The organism is Kribbella albertanoniae (assembly GCF_004348455.1).
GTDB lineage: Bacteria > Actinomycetota > Actinomycetes > Propionibacteriales > Kribbellaceae > Kribbella > Kribbella albertanoniae.
On sequence record NZ_SMKA01000072.1, the window covers coordinates 1 to 17,765 of the forward strand.

Annotated in this window: 19 protein-coding genes; 5 read left to right on the top strand and 14 right to left on the bottom strand. The window is 67.7% G+C overall.

Features of this window, described 5'->3' with window-relative positions; all coding sequences use genetic code 11:
• The 5 genes from E1261_RS17735 to ald all read right to left on the bottom strand — a co-directional run.
• Positions 1-947 (bottom strand): segregation and condensation protein A (locus E1261_RS17735; RefSeq protein ID WP_338033933.1); only part of this gene is annotated, 947 nt, incomplete at its 3' end.
• Positions 948-949: 2 nt separating this feature from the next.
• The gene (locus tag E1261_RS17740; RefSeq protein ID WP_132407981.1) at positions 950-1,315 is read right to left on the bottom strand and encodes a hypothetical protein; all 366 of its coding nucleotides are present in this window, start codon (positions 1,313-1,315) and stop codon (positions 950-952) included.
• Positions 1,300-2,208 (bottom strand): ParA family protein, encoded by a 909-nt coding sequence (locus E1261_RS17745; RefSeq protein ID WP_132408010.1) that lies wholly within the window; start codon positions 2,206-2,208, stop codon positions 1,300-1,302. Before E1261_RS17745 ends, E1261_RS17740 begins: the two co-directional genes overlap by 16 nt.
• A 341-nt stretch (positions 2,209-2,549) precedes the next feature.
• Positions 2,550-3,479: a site-specific tyrosine recombinase XerD gene (gene xerD, locus E1261_RS17750; protein WP_132407982.1), complete on the bottom strand. Its 930-nt coding sequence runs from the start codon at positions 3,477-3,479 to the stop codon at positions 2,550-2,552.
• Entirely contained in the window at positions 3,476-4,591 is a 1,116-nt protein-coding gene (gene ald, locus E1261_RS17755) for an alanine dehydrogenase (protein ID WP_132407983.1), read from the bottom strand. The genes xerD and ald overlap by 4 nt, the downstream gene beginning before the upstream one ends.
• A 285-nt stretch (positions 4,592-4,876) precedes the next feature.
• On the opposite strand from ald, the gene E1261_RS17760 reads away from it, so the two are divergent.
• Together E1261_RS17760 and E1261_RS17765 are read left to right on the top strand one after the other, a co-directional pair.
• Positions 4,877-5,707, top strand: coding sequence for an LLM class F420-dependent oxidoreductase (locus E1261_RS17760; RefSeq protein WP_132407984.1), 831 nt, complete (start codon positions 4,877-4,879; stop codon positions 5,705-5,707).
• 117 nt (positions 5,708-5,824) lie between these two features.
• Entirely contained in the window at positions 5,825-6,520 is a 696-nt protein-coding gene (locus E1261_RS17765) for a DUF4386 family protein (protein WP_132407985.1), read from the top strand.
• Between the two features lie 3 nt (positions 6,521-6,523).
• Here E1261_RS17765 and E1261_RS17770 read toward each other — a convergent pair whose 3' ends face one another.
• A complete protein-coding gene (locus tag E1261_RS17770; protein WP_132407986.1) occupies positions 6,524-6,940 on the bottom strand; it encodes a cupin domain-containing protein in 417 nt (138 codons plus the stop codon).
• A gap of 28 nt (positions 6,941-6,968) precedes the next feature.
• On the opposite strand from E1261_RS17770, the gene E1261_RS17775 reads away from it, so the two are divergent.
• Positions 6,969-7,559, top strand: a complete 591-nt coding sequence (locus E1261_RS17775; protein WP_132407987.1) for a hypothetical protein — start codon at positions 6,969-6,971, stop codon at positions 7,557-7,559.
• Between the two features lie 5 nt (positions 7,560-7,564).
• Here E1261_RS17775 and E1261_RS17780 read toward each other — a convergent pair whose 3' ends face one another.
• A complete protein-coding gene (locus E1261_RS17780) occupies positions 7,565-8,284 on the bottom strand; it encodes a peptidylprolyl isomerase (protein ID WP_132407988.1) in 720 nt (239 codons plus the stop codon).
• A 125-nt stretch (positions 8,285-8,409) separates the two neighbouring features.
• Between E1261_RS17780 and E1261_RS17785 the strand changes: the two genes are divergently transcribed.
• Positions 8,410-9,081 (top strand): alpha/beta hydrolase, encoded by a 672-nt coding sequence (locus E1261_RS17785; RefSeq protein WP_132407989.1) that lies wholly within the window; start codon positions 8,410-8,412, stop codon positions 9,079-9,081.
• A gap of 39 nt (positions 9,082-9,120) precedes the next feature.
• Positions 9,121-9,657, top strand: coding sequence for a flavoprotein (locus tag E1261_RS17790; RefSeq protein ID WP_165952544.1), 537 nt, complete (start codon positions 9,121-9,123; stop codon positions 9,655-9,657).
• Between the two features lie 122 nt (positions 9,658-9,779).
• Here E1261_RS17790 and E1261_RS17795 read toward each other — a convergent pair whose 3' ends face one another.
• Genes E1261_RS17795 through steA form a run of 7 tightly spaced genes read right to left on the bottom strand, consistent with a single transcriptional unit; the run spans position 9,780 to position 17,705 of the window.
• The gene (locus E1261_RS17795) at positions 9,780-10,427 is read right to left on the bottom strand and encodes an NUDIX domain-containing protein (protein WP_132407991.1); all 648 of its coding nucleotides are present in this window, start codon (positions 10,425-10,427) and stop codon (positions 9,780-9,782) included.
• Entirely contained in the window at positions 10,427-12,145 is a 1,719-nt protein-coding gene (locus E1261_RS17800; RefSeq protein WP_132407992.1) for a CTP synthase, read from the bottom strand. Before E1261_RS17800 ends, E1261_RS17795 begins: the two co-directional genes overlap by 1 nt.
• 21 nt (positions 12,146-12,166) lie before the next feature.
• A complete protein-coding gene (locus tag E1261_RS17805) occupies positions 12,167-13,207 on the bottom strand; it encodes a glycosyltransferase family 4 protein (RefSeq protein WP_238176285.1) in 1,041 nt (346 codons plus the stop codon).
• The gene (gene murJ / locus E1261_RS17810) at positions 13,204-14,769 is read right to left on the bottom strand and encodes a murein biosynthesis integral membrane protein MurJ (RefSeq protein WP_132407993.1); all 1,566 of its coding nucleotides are present in this window, start codon (positions 14,767-14,769) and stop codon (positions 13,204-13,206) included. The genes E1261_RS17805 and murJ overlap by 4 nt, the downstream gene beginning before the upstream one ends.
• Positions 14,766-15,578: a hypothetical protein gene (locus E1261_RS17815; protein WP_132407994.1), complete on the bottom strand. Its 813-nt coding sequence runs from the start codon at positions 15,576-15,578 to the stop codon at positions 14,766-14,768. The genes murJ and E1261_RS17815 overlap by 4 nt, the downstream gene beginning before the upstream one ends.
• A gap of 1 nt (position 15,579) precedes the next feature.
• Positions 15,580-16,527: a copper transporter gene (locus tag E1261_RS17820; protein WP_132407995.1), complete on the bottom strand. Its 948-nt coding sequence runs from the start codon at positions 16,525-16,527 to the stop codon at positions 15,580-15,582.
• Complete coding sequence (gene steA, locus E1261_RS17825; RefSeq protein ID WP_132407996.1) at positions 16,524-17,705, bottom strand: putative cytokinetic ring protein SteA; 1,182 nt, start codon at positions 17,703-17,705, stop codon at positions 16,524-16,526. Before steA ends, E1261_RS17820 begins: the two co-directional genes overlap by 4 nt.
• Positions 17,706-17,765: the final 60 nt, after the last annotated feature.

Below are 17,765 nucleotides of genomic sequence, written 5' to 3' on the forward strand. Positions count from 1 at the left end.
GCGGGGGCCTCAGGGTCTTCGGTGAGGGAGTCGCCTGGTTCGAGGAAGGAGTCCTCGTCGGTGACTGTGGGGGCTTCGCCTTCGTCGGAGGGTGCGGCGGCCTCTTCGTCGAACTCGTCGCTGACGGCGATCTCGCCGTCGTCGGGGCCGGTCCAGCGGATGGTGAGTTCGCCGAGCGGGGTGACCTGGTCGAAGGAGACGTCGGCGGAGCGGAAGAGCTCCAGCAGAGCCAGGAACCGGCAGACCGTGGTCACGGTGTCGGGCGAATCGGCGACCAGCATGCGGAACGTCGTACTGCGCTGGCGGCGAAGCCGATCCACGATCACGAGCGCCTGCTCGCGAACCGTGACCGCGGGCGCGTGCAGGTGGGCGAGCGAAACACCCTCAGGAATGTTGTCCTTCGGAGCGAGCGCCTTCTGCGCCAGCAGCATCAGGCCGTTCGGATCGATCCCCAGCAGCACCTCAGGCAGCAGCTCGGCGAACCGAGGCTCCACACCGACCGACCGCGGGAAGCTCTTGGCCTGCTGCGCCATCCGCTCCTGCACCAGCGCAGCGATCTGCTTGAACGCGCGGTACTGCAGCAGCCGCGCGAACAACAGGTCCCGCGCCTCGAGCAGCGCAAGGTCCTCGTCGTCCTCGACCTCGCCCTTCGGCAGCAACCGTGCCGCCTTCAGATCCAGCAGCGTCGCCGCGATCAGCAGGAACTCCGAGGTCTGATCCAGATCCCACTCGGACCCCAACGCCTTGATGTGCGCGATGAAGTCGTCGGTGATCACCGACAGCGCGATCTCGGTGATGTCGAGTTTGTGCTTGCTGATCAGCCCCAGCAGCAGGTCGAACGGACCGTCGAAGTTCACCAGGTGAACCTCAAAACTCTTGCCCTCGGCAACAACCGGTACGGCGTCGTCGCCGGCACCGGCCATGTCCAGGGGCAGGGAGTCCGCCACGGTCACTCCGACGCCTTGAGCCGCCGTACCAGCACCGAGTCCGGTCCGTGGTCGACGAAGTCGGCCAGCAGGACGTCGATCGCCTCCCGGACGATCCGGCCGCGGTCCGCGCTGAGGCCGTGTTCGGCCCGCAGCGCCAGCCGCACCTGTTCCAGTCCGAGCAGCTCTTCTTCCGTCACGTACACGGTGATCTTCGTGTCGTGACGGATCCGTCCACTGGACTTCCGGTCGTCGGCGACCGCCGTGCGCGAACGCACGGAGCTCGACGCCGGTCCGTCAGTGGTGGTGCGCTTCTCGGGTCTGGTCTGCTGCGGTGCCGCACCCCCGAAGAGTTCACTGGCACCTGGCAGGCTCACCCGGCGGGACAACGCGCCAGCACCTCCTTGGCAAGATCGCGGTACTGCGTGGCCGCGCTCGACGACGGGGCGTACGTCGTGATGGGTTCGCCGACGACCGTGGTCTCGGGGAACTTCACGGTACGCCGGATGACGGTGTGGAAAACCCGCTCGTCGAAGGCCTGGACGACGCGGTCGAGCACCTCACGCGCATGCGTGGTGCGCCCGTCGAACATGGTGCCGAGGATGCCGACGATCTCCAGCTTCGGGTTCAGCCGGTCCTGCACCTTGCCGATCGTGTCGGTCAGCATGGCCAGGCCGCGGAGCGCGAAGAACTCACACTCGAGCGGTACGACGATGCCGTTCGACGCGGTCAGCGCGTTCACCGTGAGCAGACCGAGCGACGGCGCGCAGTCGATCAGGATCACGTCGTAGTTGGGGATGATCGGCTCAAGGACACGCTGCAACGTGTACTCCCGGGCGACCTCCTGGACCAGCTGGACCTCGGCCGCGGACAGGTCGATGTTGGCCGGCAGCAGGTCGAGGTTCTCGACCCGGGTGTGCTGGATGACCTCGGCCGGGGTGATGTCACGCTGCATCAGCAGGTTGTAGACCGACAGCTCCAGGTCGTGCGGCTGCACACCGAGCCCGATCGAGGCCGAGCCCTGCGGATCGAAGTCGATCAGCAGCACCTTGCGGCCGGTCTCGGCGATCGCGGCACCGAGGTTGATCGTGGTCGTGGTCTTGCCCACGCCACCCTTCTGGTTGCACATCGCGATCACCTGCGCCGGACCGGTCTTGGTCGGCGGCAGGGGAACCGGCAGGTCCGGCATCGGACGGCCGGTCGGCCCGATCTTGCGCGGGCCGCTGGGATCGCTCACAGGTGCAAGGTCCTCCGCGGTGAGCTTGGCCGTCGGCCTCGGCATCGCCGCATAGTTCTCGGGTGGGGTCAGGGTGCGCTGGGGCGGCGCAATCGGTTCGGCAGGCGTTACCGCCGGCGGCTGAGCGTGCTCCTGCTCAGCGTGATGCTCGTGGTGCTCGGTGCCCGGGAATGTCGACTCGTTCATGACTCGCCAAACCTTTCAACCGATACGGGCGACGCCTGCGACTGTAAGCGTGCATTCAAGCACTCTCAAGCGGCCACTCCGCACCCGGGTCGAGCGGTTTCCGGTCGGCATTCCACGGTAGGCCGATCACCTCGTTGCAGTGACCGACCGTGAGCAGATCATTGCACACCGTACCGATCTGCTCTGCACCGCCCCCTACCTTACGACAGCGCTCGCGGATGGGACGTTGCGTAGACCTCACGCAGCTTGTCGACCGTGACGAGTGTGTAGACCTGCGTTGTGGTTACGGAGGCGTGGCCGAGCAGTTCCTGCACCACTCGTACGTCGGCGCCGCCGTCCAGCAGGTGGGTGGCGAACGAGTGCCGCAGCGTGTGCGGGGAGATCTCCTTCGCGATCCCGGCACGTTGCGCCGCACGCCGCAGTACAGTCCAGGCGCTCTGTCGTGAGAGCCGACCACCGCGTGCATTCAGGAACAGCGCATGCGTTCCGCGACCCCGCGCGACCAGATCGGGCCGGCCACGCACCTGGTACGCCGACAGTGCGTTCAGCGCGTAGCTGCCGACCGGAACGACCCGCTCCTTGCTGCCCTTGCCGCGCAGCAGGACTGCCCCGACCTCCAGGTCGATGTCGTCCACATCCAGCCCAACGGCCTCCGAGATGCGCGCACCGGTGCCATAGAGGAACTCGAGCAGTGCAGCGTCCCGAGTAGCCAGTACGGCGGGCTCCGCCTCCGCACCAGCCGCTGCGGCCAGGATCCTGGTCACCTCGTCCACCGACAGCGCCTTCGGCAACCGCTGTGGCGGTGCGGGCGGTTTGACCGCGGCGGCCGGGTCAACCGCGGTCAGCCCTTCACGCAGGCAGAACTTGTGGAAACCGCGCACCGCGACGACCGTGCGCCCAGCACTGGACGCAGTGAGTGGCGGATGGTCCTCATCGCCCTCACGCAACCGCATCAGGAAATCACTCACCACAGTCTCGGTGACTCGACCGAGCTCTGAAATCCCGGTCGAGGCGAGGTAGGCGTCGTACCGGCGCAAGTCACGCCGGTACGACGCCAGGGTGTTCGCGGCGAGGCCGCGTTCGACCGTCAAGTGGTCGAGGTAAGCACCAACCGCTCGGCTGATGCTCAGACCAGGACCTCGTCCAGCTTCAGCTGGGAGACGTCGTGCGCGTCCGCAACCGGGCCGTAGGTGATGTGGCCGTCGTAGGTGTTCAGACCGAGTGCCAGGCTGTGGTCCTGCTTCAGCGCCTCGCGCCAGCCGAGGTTGGCCAGCTCGATCGCGTACGGCAGCGTCACGTTGGTGAGCGCGTACGTCGACGTGTTCGGCACCGCGCCAGGCATGTTGGCGACGCAGTAGAACAGCGAGTTGTGCACCTGGTAGACCGGGTCCGCGTGGGTGGTCGGACGCGAGTCCTCGAAGCAGCCGCCCTGGTCGATCGCGATGTCGACGAGCACACTGCCCGGCTTCATCCGGCTGACCAGCTCGTTGTCGATCAGCTTCGGCGCCTTCGCACCGGGGACCAGCACCGCGCCGATGACGAGGTCTGCCTCCAGGGCCGCGCGCTCGATCTCGTAGGCGTTCGAGGCGATCGTCAGCAGGTGACCCTGGTAGATCTGGTCGGCCTGGCGGAGCCGCGCGATGTTGCGGTCGAACAGCTGGACCTGGGCCTGCATCCCGAGCGCGATCGCGGCCGCGTTCATCCCGGAGACACCGGCACCGAGGATGACCACGCGGGCCGGGTGCGTCCCGGAAACACCGCCGAGCAGCACTCCACGCCCACCACCGCTGCGCATCAGGTGGTAAGCGCCGGACTGCGGCGCGAGTCGGCCGGCAACCTCACTCATCGGAGCCAGCAGCGGCAGTGAACCGTCCGGCAGCTGCACCGTCTCGTAGGCGATACCGGTGACGCCGGCGGTCAGCAGAGCGTCGGTGCACTCCTGGCTGGCCGCGAGGTGCAGGTACGTGAACAGCACCTGGCCCCTGCGCATCCGGTGGTACTCCTCGGCGACCGGCTCCTTCACCTTCAGGACCAGGTCAGCCTCGCCCCACACCTCGTCAGCGGTGGGCACGATCCGCGCCCCGGCCGTGACGAACTCCTCGTCGGGGATCAGCGATCCGCTGCCCGCGTTCTGCTCGATCAGAACCTCGTGCCCGTGGCGCACGAACTCGTGCACACCGGACGGCGTGATGGCCACCCGGTACTCGTGGTTCTTGACTTCCTTCGGAACTCCGACCTTCACTGCTTGCCCTTCTTTCCTTCCAGGAGGACGGCGCACATCGTTGTGACCGCGGCCCGGCGGTGAGCGGATGATGCCAGGTCGCTGCCGAGTGTATGCCTGCCAGGGGCATACCACTCGACGGGTTGGTCTGATCGCCAAGTGACCCACAAGTAGCGTGCGGGCCACGTTTGACGTGACAACCATCATTGACGTGACCACGGTGCCATCGGAGATGCTTCTCCTTGCAAGTACCGCCCGACCGCCCCGGGTGTGCGCCTGACAGTGGGATGACGAGAGGGGTACGACGTGGCGATCGAACTGGGACGCTTCGGGGTCTGGCACGGTGCGCAGCACTGGGGTCCGGAGCTCGCGGCCGGGCTGGAGCAGGCCGGGTACGGCGCGCTGTGGCTGGGCGCGTCCCCGGGAGCCGGTCTGCGCGACGCTGAAGTGTTGCTGGCCGCAACGAGTTCTGTTGCTGTCGGCACCAGCGTGGTGAACATGTGGAAGTCGCCGGCGGAGGAGGTGGCAGTCTCGTACCACCGGCTCGAGGAGCTGGCGCCGGGGCGCTTCCTGCTGGGGGTGGGGATCGGGCACCGGGAGCGCAGTGCGGAGTACAGGTCGCCGTACGAGACGATCGTGTCCTACCTCGACGAGCTGGACGACGCGAAGGTGCCGGTCGAGCGGAGAGCGCTGGCTGCGCTTGGGCCGAGGGTGCTGCAGCTCTCCGGTAGTCGCACGGCCGGCGCACTGCCTTACCTGACTACTCCGGAGCACACTCGGGAAGCACGTCGCAGTCTGGGCGGCGGAGTGCTGCTCGCGCCTGAGCAGAAGGTCGTGCTCGAGACGGATGTGGACATCGCTCGGACCACGGCCCGCGAGTACCTCGCGAACTATCTGGCCCTGGGCAACTATGTGAGCAGCCTGAAGCGCCTCGGGTTCACCGAAGAAGACATCGCTGACGGCGGCAGCGATCGGCTGGTCGACGCGCTGGTTCTGCACGGGTCGGCCGTGGAGATCGCGGAGGGACTGAACGCCCACGTCGAGGCCGGCGCCGACCATGTCGCGATCCAGCAACTGGGTCGCGAGGGCATCGATCTGCTGGCCGGATACGAGGCCCTGGCAACCGTTCTCCAGTAGAGGTGGCAGGTGCCGTCCGGTTGGCCGGGCGGCACCTCTTGACGGCTGGCCGAAGCGGAGGAATATCAGCAGTAGACGCACCACATTTCGTGGTGTGCACACTGGAGGTGTTTCCCCATGACTGAGCGACACGAGTTGCGGTGGGGTGGCTTCGCCGGGCTGGCTTTCGTCGCCCTGGCTCTCCTGGGCAGGTTCCTGCCCGGCAACCCACCGAACGTCGACGAATCAGCAAGCACGATCACCACCTGGATCGCCGACAACCGCGGCATGATGCTCACCAGCGCACTGATGTGGGCCGCGGCCGGCGGGTTGGTCATCTGGTTCGCGTCCGCCTTCGCCGAGGCGATGCGGGAGCGCGACGAGCGCAGTGACGTCCACTTGGCGCTGCTGGCAGGTTCGGTACTGGTCGGTGGCGCGATCTTCGTCAACGCATGCCTGACCGGCGCGACCGCCTTCGGTATCGCAGGCCGGGAAGCCGCGCTCACGATGATGATGTTCGAGATGACGTCGGTGATGACCACGATGATCGGGTTCGCGGCAGCTCTACCGCTGGCCGCGGCCGGCATCGGCGTGATGCGCACGCACCTGATGCCGAACTGGCTCGGCTACCTGGCCCTGCTGGCGGCAGTGGTGTCGATCGCCGGCTCGTTCGGCATCTTCGCCTCGACCGGCAACTTCGCTGCCGGTGGCTTCCTGATGACAGGTGTCCCGTTGCTGCTCTCGGCACTCTGGATCGCCTGTGCCGGCGGCTACATGGTCCGCGAGCACCTGCCCGAAATGACGACCGGGGACGCCGCCGTACCGCAGATGTAGTCGCTACATAGTGAAGTCGGCGAAATCGAAGCCCGGCGACACTACACACGAAACGAGCACCGCCTGATCTCCGGCCGGCCGCGCCGCCTGCCACGCGCCGGCCGGGATCACCACCTGCGGCTGCTGTCCGGCGGCCACGTCAGCGCCCAGCGTGTACGACGTCGCCTGCTCCGGACTGTCGCCGTACTGCAGCGTCAGCGGCCCACCGGAGTGCCACAGCCAGATCTCCGCCGACCGCACCCGATGCCACTGCGACTCCTCCCCCGGAGCCAGCAGGAAGTAGATCGCCGTCGCGCTCGCCCGCTTCCCGTCGTACCCCTCCGGCTCGAAGCTCACCTCGGACCGCCAGGTCTCCCGGTACCACCCGCCCTCCGGATGTGCCTCGAGGCCCAGCAGCTCCGCCAAATCCGGTTTCGTCATGCCCCGATTCTCCGGCACAGTGCAAGGCATGAGCGAACTGCCTTCGGACTACCACCGCAACCTCCCGTACGGCGAGCGCATGTCGGCCGCAGAGCTGATCGGTCACCCGTTCTTCCCGTTCGAGGGTGAGGTGCAGGTCGTGCCGCTGGCGGAGCCGGTGCTCCCGGAACCGCCCCGCCGCGGCGAGGAAGGCGGGGAACCGTGCGGGACCTGCGCCGTACCGGACCGGTTCGTGATCTGGCGGGACGAGCAGTGGCAGCTGAAGGCGTTCCCGGACCACGGGCTGCCTTTCGTCGCGATCCTCGAGCCGCGGGAGCACTACCGGCTCGACAATCTGCCTCCGGAGCTCACCGCGACGCTCGGAGTGATGATCCAGCGCGTGGCCGGGGCGATCGGGCGGCTTGACGCAGTTGGGCGCACACACTTCAACCGGTGGGGTGATGGGAGCGAGCACTTCCACCTGTGGTTCATGGCCCGGCCGCTCGGGATGATGCAGTTGCGGGGCGCGATGATCGCCATCTGGGACGACATGCTGCCGAACGTCCCGTCTGAGCAGTACGCCGAAAACACCCGGCTGGTCGCCGCCGCCCTGGCTGAGGACGGCGGCGAGGCAGTCTGACCTAGCTAGCGGGCACCCAACTGGCGGGCGATCAGGATGTCGGTCTTGCGGACCGGCGGGCCGTCGAGGTTGTCCGGGTTGTCCTCGCTGACGACGGTGCCACCGGCGGCGACCTTGTCGAGCGTCTTCAGACCGGTGCGGTCGACGGTGCCGAAGACGGTGTAGTTGGGACGCAGCCGGGAGTCGGCGAAGACCAGAAAGAACTGGCTGCCGTTGGTGTTCGGGCCTGCGTTCGCCATGGCCAGTAGACCCCGGGCGTAGACCTTGCGGGTGCCAGTGTCGTCGCCCGGCCAGTTCGGCAGGTCAGTCGGGAGCTCGTCCTTGTAGGAGTAGCCCGGACCGCCCTCACCGGTACCACTCGGGTCCCCGCACTGCAGGACCTTGAGAGTCGGGTACAGCGTGAGCCGATGGCAGGTGGTGAAGTCGTAGAACCTGCTCTTCGCCAGGTGCAGGAAGCTCTGCACCGTGCACGGCGCCTTGGCGCGGTCCAGCGACAGCAGCATCGGCCCCTGGTTGGTGGCGACCACTACCTTCACCACGCCCTTGTCCGGCGTGTGCTGCGGATCCGGCGGCAGCGAGACCGGCCGAGCCGGCGGCTCGTCCGGAGTACTGGTGTAGCCGCACGGGCCCTTGGTACCGGTCGGTGGTGCAGCGTGCGCCGGAGTGGCAACCAGCAGAGTGGCCACCATCAGCGTCGCCCCTGCGATCCCAGCCGAAACCTTCATGAATCTCCTCCCACTGCCACAGTGAACAGCCGCAGGTCGCGGTCCTCCGGAAGCGTGCTGCCCACCGGCGTCCTGGTCAAGCTCCGATACCGTCAGAAGCGCCGATCAACCGAGAGGTGCACCCGATGAACCCCGAGATCACAGGCAACCTCGTCACCGAGACCTTCGAGTACGACGGCGGCCGGCAGGTCACCGTGTATGTGCCACCGGATCCGCCCGAGGCCGTCGTGTACGCCGGCGACGGCCAACTGATCTCGCAGTGGGGTGGGACCCTCGAAGCAGCCGACCTACCGCCCACGATGATCGTCGGGGCCCACCGGACGGCCGCAGAGGACGAGTGGGTTCGTATCCGCGAGTACTCGCCTGAGTTTGCTCCGGAACAGTTCGCGGCCCACGAGCGCTTCTTCGTCGACGACGTCCGCAACTGGGTGCAGTCGCGCTTCAGCGTCGCACTGCCGGCTGAACGCACCGCGGTGTGCGGTGTGTCCGCAAGCGGAGAGCTCGCACTCACCCTGGGACTTCGGCATCCCGACATCTACGGCGTGGTCTTCTGCGCCTCGCCCGGCGGCCTCCACCCGCCTCAGGTGCTGCCGAGCCCGCTGCCGCGGACCTACCTCGTCGGCGGAACCCAGGAACCGTGGTTCCTCGAGAACGCGACCCGGTGGGCCGACGCACTACGAGCCGCCGACGCGGACGTCGTACTGACCGAGCGCCCCGGCGATCACGGCGACCCCTTCTGGCAAGCCGAGTTCCCCCTCATGGTCACCTGGGCCTTCGGTACCCGGCCACAACCCTGACAGGCCCCATCGCCGAAACAACTGCACTGGAGTTCTCTCGTGGGTGACCGCACTCTGCTACTTGTGACCTGTGGGGCTCCGCTTGCGGCGCGGCTCGAGGATGGCGTACGAGCCGCCCGCGAGCTGGGCTGGACGCCGTACGTCATCCCTACCGACGCAGCGATGCCCTGGCTGGTGGACCTTGACCTGAATGATGTGCCGACGATCGTGGGCAACCGCAAGCCTCATGAGCCTAGGCGTACACCGACGGCGGATGCTGTGCTTGTGGTCCCCGCGACGTTCCACACCCTCAATGCTTGGGCCGGCGGGATTGCGAATTCATATCCCTTGACCACGCTCTGCGCGGCTCTCGGCTCTCGGACGCCGACTGTTGCTGTGCCGTACGCCAGCGCGGAGCTCACCAATCATCCTGCCTGGGCCGCGTCGCTTGGAGTGCTTCGCCAAGCAGGCGTGCAGATCGTCGACCCACAGAGCGGCTCGACCGAGTCGCTGGAACCAGTCGAGTCCGGAACCCGTGGACGAATCGTCAGAGAGTTCCGTTGGGACTGGGCATTCGACCGTCTCGGGCCGCGCTGACGCCTCCCTTGGGATGACGGTCCGACGTCGAGTGGAAGGAGATTGCTGCCGGCAGTCGGTTACCGGCGACACGGTTCTTCCACTCGATCACGCACTGAGGTCCAGCAACGATCCAGATCGCTCTACAGGTCTTTGGCGGGCCAAGGGGAGTCGGCTGGGCGGAGGGAGTCGAAGCCGGGGCCGTTGAGGGCGGTCCAGGCGGCCAGGGCGCCCATCACGAGGATGGGGTTCTGGAGGTGGCCGGCCAGGACAGCGCCTACTACCTCGACGAGGGGTGCCCAGACGGTTTCCATGTCCGCTTCCTCGTGGAGGCGGGTGTAGGCCTCGTCGGCGGGTGACAGGTCGCGGGCCAGGAAGATGCGGATGGCCTCGGTCGTCATGCCGGGTGAGGTGAACGCGTCGACGAGGATGCGCCAGTTGGCGGCCTTGGTGCCGGTCTCCTCCCAGAGCTCACGCTCGCCGCCGAGCTGGTACTGCTCGCCCTGTACGTCGAGGAGTCCGGCCGGCGGTTCCAGGAGCCGGTAGCCGACCGGGTGCCGGTACTGGCGCACCAGGAGCATGCGGTTCTTGTCGTCGAGCGCGACCACGCCGACCGCACCCGGGTGCACGACGATGTCGCGGACGAACGCCTCGCCGCCCGACGGTTCGATGGTGTCGCGACGGACCGAGATGACCCGGCCCGTCGAGTGCACCGTTTCCGACGACGAGACCGGCCACTTCCCCGGTACGTCGGTCAGCCCGGCACCGAAGCGCAGTTCCGGGTGGTCCATCAGGCCTTGACCGTCTCAGTCTTGGCCTTCGTGGCTGCCTTCTTCGGAGCAGGTTCTTCGACCGGGAGGCGGGACTCGCGCTGGCGGACCAGGGCGGCCGCTACCAGGCCGGCGAAGAGCGGGTGCGGCTTGGTCGGGCGCGAGCGCAGCTCCGGGTGCGCCTGGGTGGCGACGAAGTACGGGTGCTGGGCCCGGTCCAGCTCGATAAACTCCACCAGCTCGTGGTCCGGCGACAGGCCGCTGAAGACCAGGCCGGCGGCCTCGAGCTTGTCGCGGTAGGCGTTGTTCACCTCGTAGCGGTGCCGGTGCCGTTCCTGGATCGTCGAAGCGCCGTACAGGCTGCGGACGATCGAGCCGTCGGCCAGGTTCGCCGGGTAGAGACCGAGGCGCATCGTGCCGCCCATGTCCCCGCCGCCGGCGACGATGTCCTTCTGCTCCTCCATCGTCGCGATCACCGGCTGCTCGGCGTCGGGATCGAACTCGGTCGAGTTCGCCTCCGTCAGACCGGCCAGGTCGCGAGCCACCTCGACCACCATGCACTGCAGGCCGAGACACAGACCAAGGATCGGTACGCCGTTCTCGCGGGCGAACCGGATCGCGCCGATCTTGCCCTCGATCCCGCGCACCCCGAACCCACCGGGGATGCAGATCGCGTCCACGTCACCGAGCAGCTTCGCGGCACCTTCGGGGGTGGCGCACTCGTCGGAGGCGATCCAGCGCAGGTTGACCTTGGCGTCGTTGCCGAAACCGCCGGCCCGGAGCGCCTCGGCGACCGACAGGTACGCGTCCGGCAGGTCGACGTACTTGCCGACCAGGGCGACCGTGACCTCGTCCTTCGGGTGGTGCACGACCTTCAGCAGCTCGTCCCAGCGGGTCCAGTCGACATCACGGAACGGCAGGTTGAGCCGCCGTACGACGAAGGCGTCGAGGCCCTCGGCGTGCAGCACCTTCGGGATGTCGTAGATGCTCGGCGCGTCCGCGGCGGCCACGACGGCGTCCACGTCGACGTCGCACATCAGCGAGATCTTGCGCTTCACAGCGTCCGGGATCGGGCGGTCGGCGCGGCAGACGATCGCATCCGGCTGGATACCGATCGAGCGCAGCGCGGCCACCGAGTGCTGGGTCGGCTTGGTCTTCAGCTCACCGGCCGGCGCCATGTAGGGCACCAGCGAGATGTGCAGGAAGAAGACGTTGTCGCGGCCGACGTCGTGCCGGACCTGCCGCGCGGCCTCCAGGAACGGCAGCGACTCGATGTCACCGACCGTGCCGCCGATCTCGTGCAGGACGACGTCGACGTCGGGGCCCGCCATCGCGAGCATCCGTTCCTTGATCTCGTTGGTGATGTGCGGGATCACCTGGACGGTGTCGCCCAGGTACTCACCGCGACGCTCCTTGGCGATCACGTGCTGGTAGACCTGCCCGGTCGTCACGTTCGCGACCTGCGACAGGTCGCGGTCCAGAAACCGCTCGTAGTGGCCGATGTCGAGATCGGTCTCGGCACCGTCGTTGGTGATGAACACCTCGCCGTGCTGGAAGGGGTTCATCGTGCCCGGATCGACGTTGAGATACGGATCCAGCTTCTGCATGGTCACCCGGATGCCCCGAGCCGTCAGCAGACTGCCGAGGCTTGACGCCGTCAGCCCCTTGCCGAGACTGGAGGCCACGCCACCGGTGACGAAAACGTGCTTGGTCTGCTGCGAGCTCGAAACCCTGTCCACGGGCCTTCAGCCTACCTGCTGTCAAGGGGTGGTCGCGACGAGACCCGCATAGATGTCGAGCAGATTCTTCGCGGCCCCGTCCTCGTCCGGCCACTTCGCGGCCAATTCCCGGCCACGTGTCCGCATAGCGTTCGCCGTACCGGGCTCGGCGAGGATTGCCCGGACTCCGTCGGCCAGCCCGTCGGCGTCACCGGGGAACGCCAGTACGGCGCAGTCCTCGACCAGCTCCGGGATACCGCCGACCGCGGTCGCCACCACCGGTACGCCGACCTGCATCGCCTCCTGGACGACCAGGGCCCGCGCCTCCCAGTGCGAGGTCAGCAGGAAGACATCGGCCGCCCCGAGCAGGTTCGCCACGTCGCTGCGGTGTCCCAGCAACCGCACCGGCAGTTGCTCGGCGTCGATCCGGGCCTGCAGGTTGTCACGGAGCGGACCGTCACCAACCACCACAAAAACCGCGTTCGGAGTGGACTCATGTACTCGGGCAGCTACGGACAGCAGCGTCGGGTAGTCCTTCTGCGGGGCGAGTCGGCCGACGGTAAGGACCACCGGCTGGTCGGTCAGACCCAACTCCGCGCGGAGGTCAGCCGCCGGCACGGTCGCCAGGGCCATCGTGGGCGCGGCGACGGGCGCCAGGCGGGCGTCACGCGCTCCGAGGCTCTTGGCGAGCTCCACAAGGTCGCTGGAGGCTCCCAGCGTCACGTCCGCACCCCTGGCGACCAGGCGCTGTCCCAGCCGCATCACGAGGCCCTTGGGGCCCGGAGCGATCACTGCGTTGTGCCAGGTGACGACAAGCGGCCGCAGCTTGGACCGGTCGCGCAGCGCGGTCATCCCAGCGCGGTAGCCGTGCGCGTGGATCACGTCCGAACCACGGAGTGCGGGGGCCTGGGCGACGACGGTCGCCGCACCGAAGTCGAAGTGCTCGGCAGTACCGGGCGGTGCGCAGACGACCACCTCGTGACCAGCTGCGAGGAACCGCGGTACGAGGGAGGCGACGTGCTGGCCGATCCCGCCGCGCGACTCAGCGAGCAGGAGACCCAACTTCATTGGACGCAGCTTCATGCGACGACCTTTCGACGGAGCAACGTGCACGTGTCCGCACGATCCAGTACGACGGCAACTGCGGCGTACACGATGACGACGGCTAGGCCGGACAGCAGCGAGAACAAGACCGCCGTACCCACTCCGGCGTCATCGGCCGGCAGAGCGACGAACCAGCCGGCAGCACCAGCCAGTACGGCGCCCACGACCGCGGCCAGCGTGGCACGGGTCAGCCCGGCCAGTGCGGCAGCCCCAGCCTCTCGGCGCAGCACCACCAGTAGCGCAACTGCTCCGACGACCATGCCGATGGACATGGCGGCCGCTAGCGCAGGCACTACATCCCACTGCGCTGTCAGCACGACAGCCGACACAGCGACCAGCACCCACGCAGCCGACGTGACGATGGCGACCTGCCTGCCTGAGTGCCGCGCATAGAGCACCCGCCCGACATGCATCAGTACGGCGAACCCAATGGCCGCCGGGGCGAAGGCGATCAGCCCGTTGCCGAGTGAAGTCGCCTGACCTTCCCGTACGGCGCCATCGTCGTACGCGAAGATCCGTGCCACCGGTACGGCGGTTCCGACGAGTAGCGCGGCACCGGCACCGCCGGCCAGCATCACCGCGCGGGACGAAGCGGCGGCGTACAGGTCGAACTGCTCCCCTGCCTCGTACGCCGCGGCCAGGCGCGGGAACACCGCAGTGGTGATCGGTACGGCGAGGACTGCGTACGGGAGCAGGTAGACCGCGTTGGCCCACGTGTAGACAGCGATGCTGCCCGCGACACCGCGGTGATTGGCCAGGTACGTCGTGACGACGAAGGTGAGCTGCTGAGCGATCAGCACGGCCAGCCCGGCCAGTGCGAGCTTCCGTAGTACCGGTGCGACGCCAGGGTCGAGTCTGAGCGTCAGCCTGATCGGTAGTCGCTGGAGCAGCATCGGAATCAGCACTGTGAACGCCAGTGCAGCAACGCCGGCCGTGGTCCCCCAGGCGAGCAGATCGTTCGCGCTACCCGATGCGCGATCCGCATCCGGAGCCATGGCTGCGAACACCAGGTACGTCCCGACAACTACCAAGCTCGAGACCAGCGGTGCCCACGCTCCGGCCCCGAACCGCTTGTGGGACTGCAAAACCGCGGTAGCGATCACCGCGAGCGCGTACCCGAACACCTGCGGGACGAAGATGACCAGCATCCGGGTAGCGGTCGCTCCTGAGCCCGCACAGTCCGCACCGGGGTCCAGGAGCGCGTCGGTGTAACTCGAAGCGAGCAGCCAGGACAGGAGGGCGAACGGCGCCAGCAACAGGAACGACCACGACAACAGCGCCCCGATGATGCGCCCCTGCGCAGCCCGATCCCCCCGAGCCACCGGCCCAGCCAGCACCGGAATCACCGCGCCCGCGAGCGCACCACCAGCCACGATCTCGAACAGGATGTTCGGCAGCTGATTAGCCGTTGTGTAGGCCTCAGCCAGACACCCGGCCCCAACAGTCTTCGAGAAGACAAGCCACCGCCCGAACCCCACCACGCGGGCAAGGACGGTGACACCGGCCACCAGCAAGGCGGCCTGCGCAATGCGCGATCTCACCGGGGGCGTCGGCCCCACTGGTCGATCTTGTCGAGCACCGGGGTGTCTGCGATGACCTTGGTGAAGCTGACTTTCTCGCTGGCCAGGTTCAGGCCTACTACTGCTGCCAGCAGGAGAGTCTTCAGGGACCGCGGCAGTGAGGCGGCAAGGGCGGTGCCGGTGATGGCACCTAGGCCGTTGGCTCCGCAGTCGCCGAGCATGGAGCGCTCGCCGAGGTCAGAAGGCGCAGAAGCGACAGCTGCACCGACCACGGCAGCGGCTGGGCCGTTGACTACGGCGAGAGGCGCGTTGACTGCGGCAACCGCCTTCAGCGCGCGGCCCGGGCGCAGGTCGAGCAGGTTGGTCAGGTTCGCCGTACCGGCAATTAGAGCGCCGTCTGCGACCACACCGGCCAGTGCTTTCACACCGGTCGACTTGCGCGGCAGCAACGCCGCAGCGGCCAGGCCGGCGGCGCCGACGCCGAGGATCTTCACTGCGCCGCTCGTCACCTCGCCACGCTTCAACGCGGACAGGTGTCCCCGGAAGCCCTTGGCCTGCGTCGTTCCGCGCAGATCGTCGTACGCGCCGACTGCACCCGACACTGAACCCGCCAGCAGCGCAGCGGCCTTCACCTTGCCCGGAGTCGACGGTGCGGCGAGCACACCGGCCAGTGCGCCGAGCACCGCGACCGGTCCCTCCAGCAGCGTGACCGGCTCACCCCGGTGGTTGGTCCGCTCGAACGGCTGCCGGCTCTCCTTCGGCAGCTTCTCCGCGGCGCGTTCCAGTGCAGCAGTCGCAGCCGCCGCAACGGCAGCGCTCAGAATTCCCACGTCAGTTGTCCTTCACCTGTACGGCGGCCGGCGCGATGCCGTCCTTCGCGTCGAAGGCACCGTACTGGCCGGCCTTACCGGTCGTCTGCTCGACCAGCGCGAAGACGACGGTCATCTGCCCGGCGGGCAGATCGGCCACGTCCACCGAGGAAACGATCTTGGTCGCGTCGGAGTCACTGCGCAATGCCTTCAGCAGTCCGCCGTCCTTCGCGGTGTCCGGCGTCCCGGCCACGACGACGCCACTGCTGCCCTCATCCAGACCCTCGATGAAGTCCACCGCATCCGCGTACGACGAGTTGGCCGGCGCAGGCGTTGCCGGCTTGCCGGCCACCACCACGATCAGGGTGGCGCGGTCCTTGAACTGCGACGGCTTGAACGACACGAGCTCCGAGCTGGTCAGACCGCTGTTGATCTTGTTCGCATTGTCGTCGACCGTGCGCGCCGGGTCCTTCGCCGCGATACCGCGGGCCAGGATCAGCCCGGCCCGCTGGTACGTCGTGGAGTCCTGCGGGACCGTGATGTCGGACGTGATCAGCTGGGTGACCAGCGGCTCGACCAGCTGGCGCTGACCGGGGTCGAGCAGCTTGGCGTTCACCGAGACCCGCACGGTGACCTGGGCGCCGGACTTCTGCAGCTCGTCGTTGACCGAGTTGACCAGGTCGCCGTCGGCGTTCGGCATCGTCACGAGCGCGACCTTGCGGTCGGTCAGCTTGCCGTTGGCCAGCCCGGCCGTCACCTTCGCCTCGTAGTCCTGGTGGTACTTGTTCAGCGCCTTGAGCTGGGTGATCTCGTCGCGGGCGGCGACCAGGTTGGCCCGGTCGATGTTCGCCTGATCCTGGATCAGATCGCTGCCGGTCCCCTTCAGCGGACCGGCGCCGAGCACCACCCCGGCGCCGAGGGCGAAGAAGATCGCCACGATCGAGACGATGTGGTAGCGAAAGTCGATCACGTGAACAGCTCCCGGATCCAGTAGACGAAGTCGCTCCAGCGCGCCCGCAGGATCGACCACAGCACTTCGTCGGCGTCGATGGCGACCATCGCCATCCCGAGGGCGAACAGGCCGGCCAGGACCAGTGCGATGATCTGGGCCGTCGACACCCGGCTGCGGTACAACCGGCCGACGCCCTTGGCATCCACCAGCTTGGCGCCGACACGCAAGCGGGTGATGAAGGTGCTGGCCATTCCGGAGCGACCCTTGTCGAGGAACTCCACCAGCGAGTTGTGAGTGCCGACCGCAACGATCAGCGAGGCACCCTTCGAGTCGGCCAGCAGCATCGCGACGTCCTCGCTGGTCCCGGTCGCGGGGAACTCGATCGACTCGACGCCGAGCCGCTCCAGCCGCTCCGATCCCGGCGCGCGGCCGTCGCGGTACGCATGCACGACCACTTCGGCACCGCTCTTCAGCGTCTCGTCGCTGACCGAGTCCATGTCGCCGACGATCAGATCCGGGGCATAACCGTTCTCCACCAGCGCATCCGCGCCACCGTCGACACCGATCAGCACCGGCCGGTACTCGCGGATGTACGGCCGCAGTGCGACCAGGTCCTCGCGATAGTCGTAGCCACGCACGACGATCAGCACGTGCCGGCCGTCCATCGGCGTGTGGATCTCAGGTACGCCGACACCGTCCAGCAGCAGATCGCGTTCGCGGCGCAGGTACTCGAGTGTGTTGGCGGTGAACGCTTCGAGCTGGGTGGAGAGCCCGGCCCGGGCATCGTCCATCAACTCGGCCACCGACTGGCTGTCCTGGGCAACACCCTTCGCGACGACCTCGTCACCGCGGTACAACGTGCCGTCGTACAACCGCACGTTCTCACCTTCGTGCAGCACCGAGAACACCTCGCGGCCGACACCGTCGACCAGCGGGATACCGGCTGCGACCAGGATCTCCGGGCCGAGGTTCGGATAGCGGCCGCTGATCGAGTCCGCGACGTTCACCACCGCGGAAACCTTGCAGGTCACCAGCGCCTCGGCGCTCACCCGATCCAGGTCGACATGGTCGATCACCGCGATCTCGCCCGGCTTCAGCCGTTTGGTGAGATTCTTGGTACGCCGATCGAGCCGGACCACACCGGCAGATCCGGGCAGTTCAGTCGGGCGTGCTCTCCGCAGGCTGGGCAGTTTCATCGCGCTCTCATCCTGCCACGTCACCAGCCCCCTTCCAGCTCACGACCCCTTCAGCGCACG

What these genes read in the sequence shown, in the direction of transcription:
- E1261_RS17745 (WP_132408010.1), bottom strand. Translation starts at nt 2,208, where the DNA reads ATGCCGAGGCCGACGGCCAAGCTCACCGCGGAGGACCTTGCACCTGTG.
- E1261_RS17765 (WP_132407985.1), top strand. Translation starts at nt 5,825, where the DNA reads ATGACTGAGCGACACGAGTTGCGGTGGGGTGGCTTCGCCGGGCTGGCT.
- E1261_RS17770 (WP_132407986.1), bottom strand. Translation starts at nt 6,940, where the DNA reads ATGACGAAACCGGATTTGGCGGAGCTGCTGGGCCTCGAGGCACATCCG.
- E1261_RS17775 (WP_132407987.1), top strand. Translation starts at nt 6,969, where the DNA reads ATGAGCGAACTGCCTTCGGACTACCACCGCAACCTCCCGTACGGCGAG.
- E1261_RS17780 (WP_132407988.1), bottom strand. Translation starts at nt 8,284, where the DNA reads ATGAAGGTTTCGGCTGGGATCGCAGGGGCGACGCTGATGGTGGCCACT.
- E1261_RS17785 (WP_132407989.1), top strand. Translation starts at nt 8,410, where the DNA reads ATGAACCCCGAGATCACAGGCAACCTCGTCACCGAGACCTTCGAGTAC.
- E1261_RS17795 (WP_132407991.1), bottom strand. Translation starts at nt 10,427, where the DNA reads ATGGACCACCCGGAACTGCGCTTCGGTGCCGGGCTGACCGACGTACCG.
- E1261_RS17805 (WP_238176285.1), bottom strand. Translation starts at nt 13,207, where the DNA reads ATGAAGCTGCGTCCAATGAAGTTGGGTCTCCTGCTCGCTGAGTCGCGC.
- steA (WP_132407996.1), bottom strand. Translation starts at nt 17,705, where the DNA reads ATGAAACTGCCCAGCCTGCGGAGAGCACGCCCGACTGAACTGCCCGGA.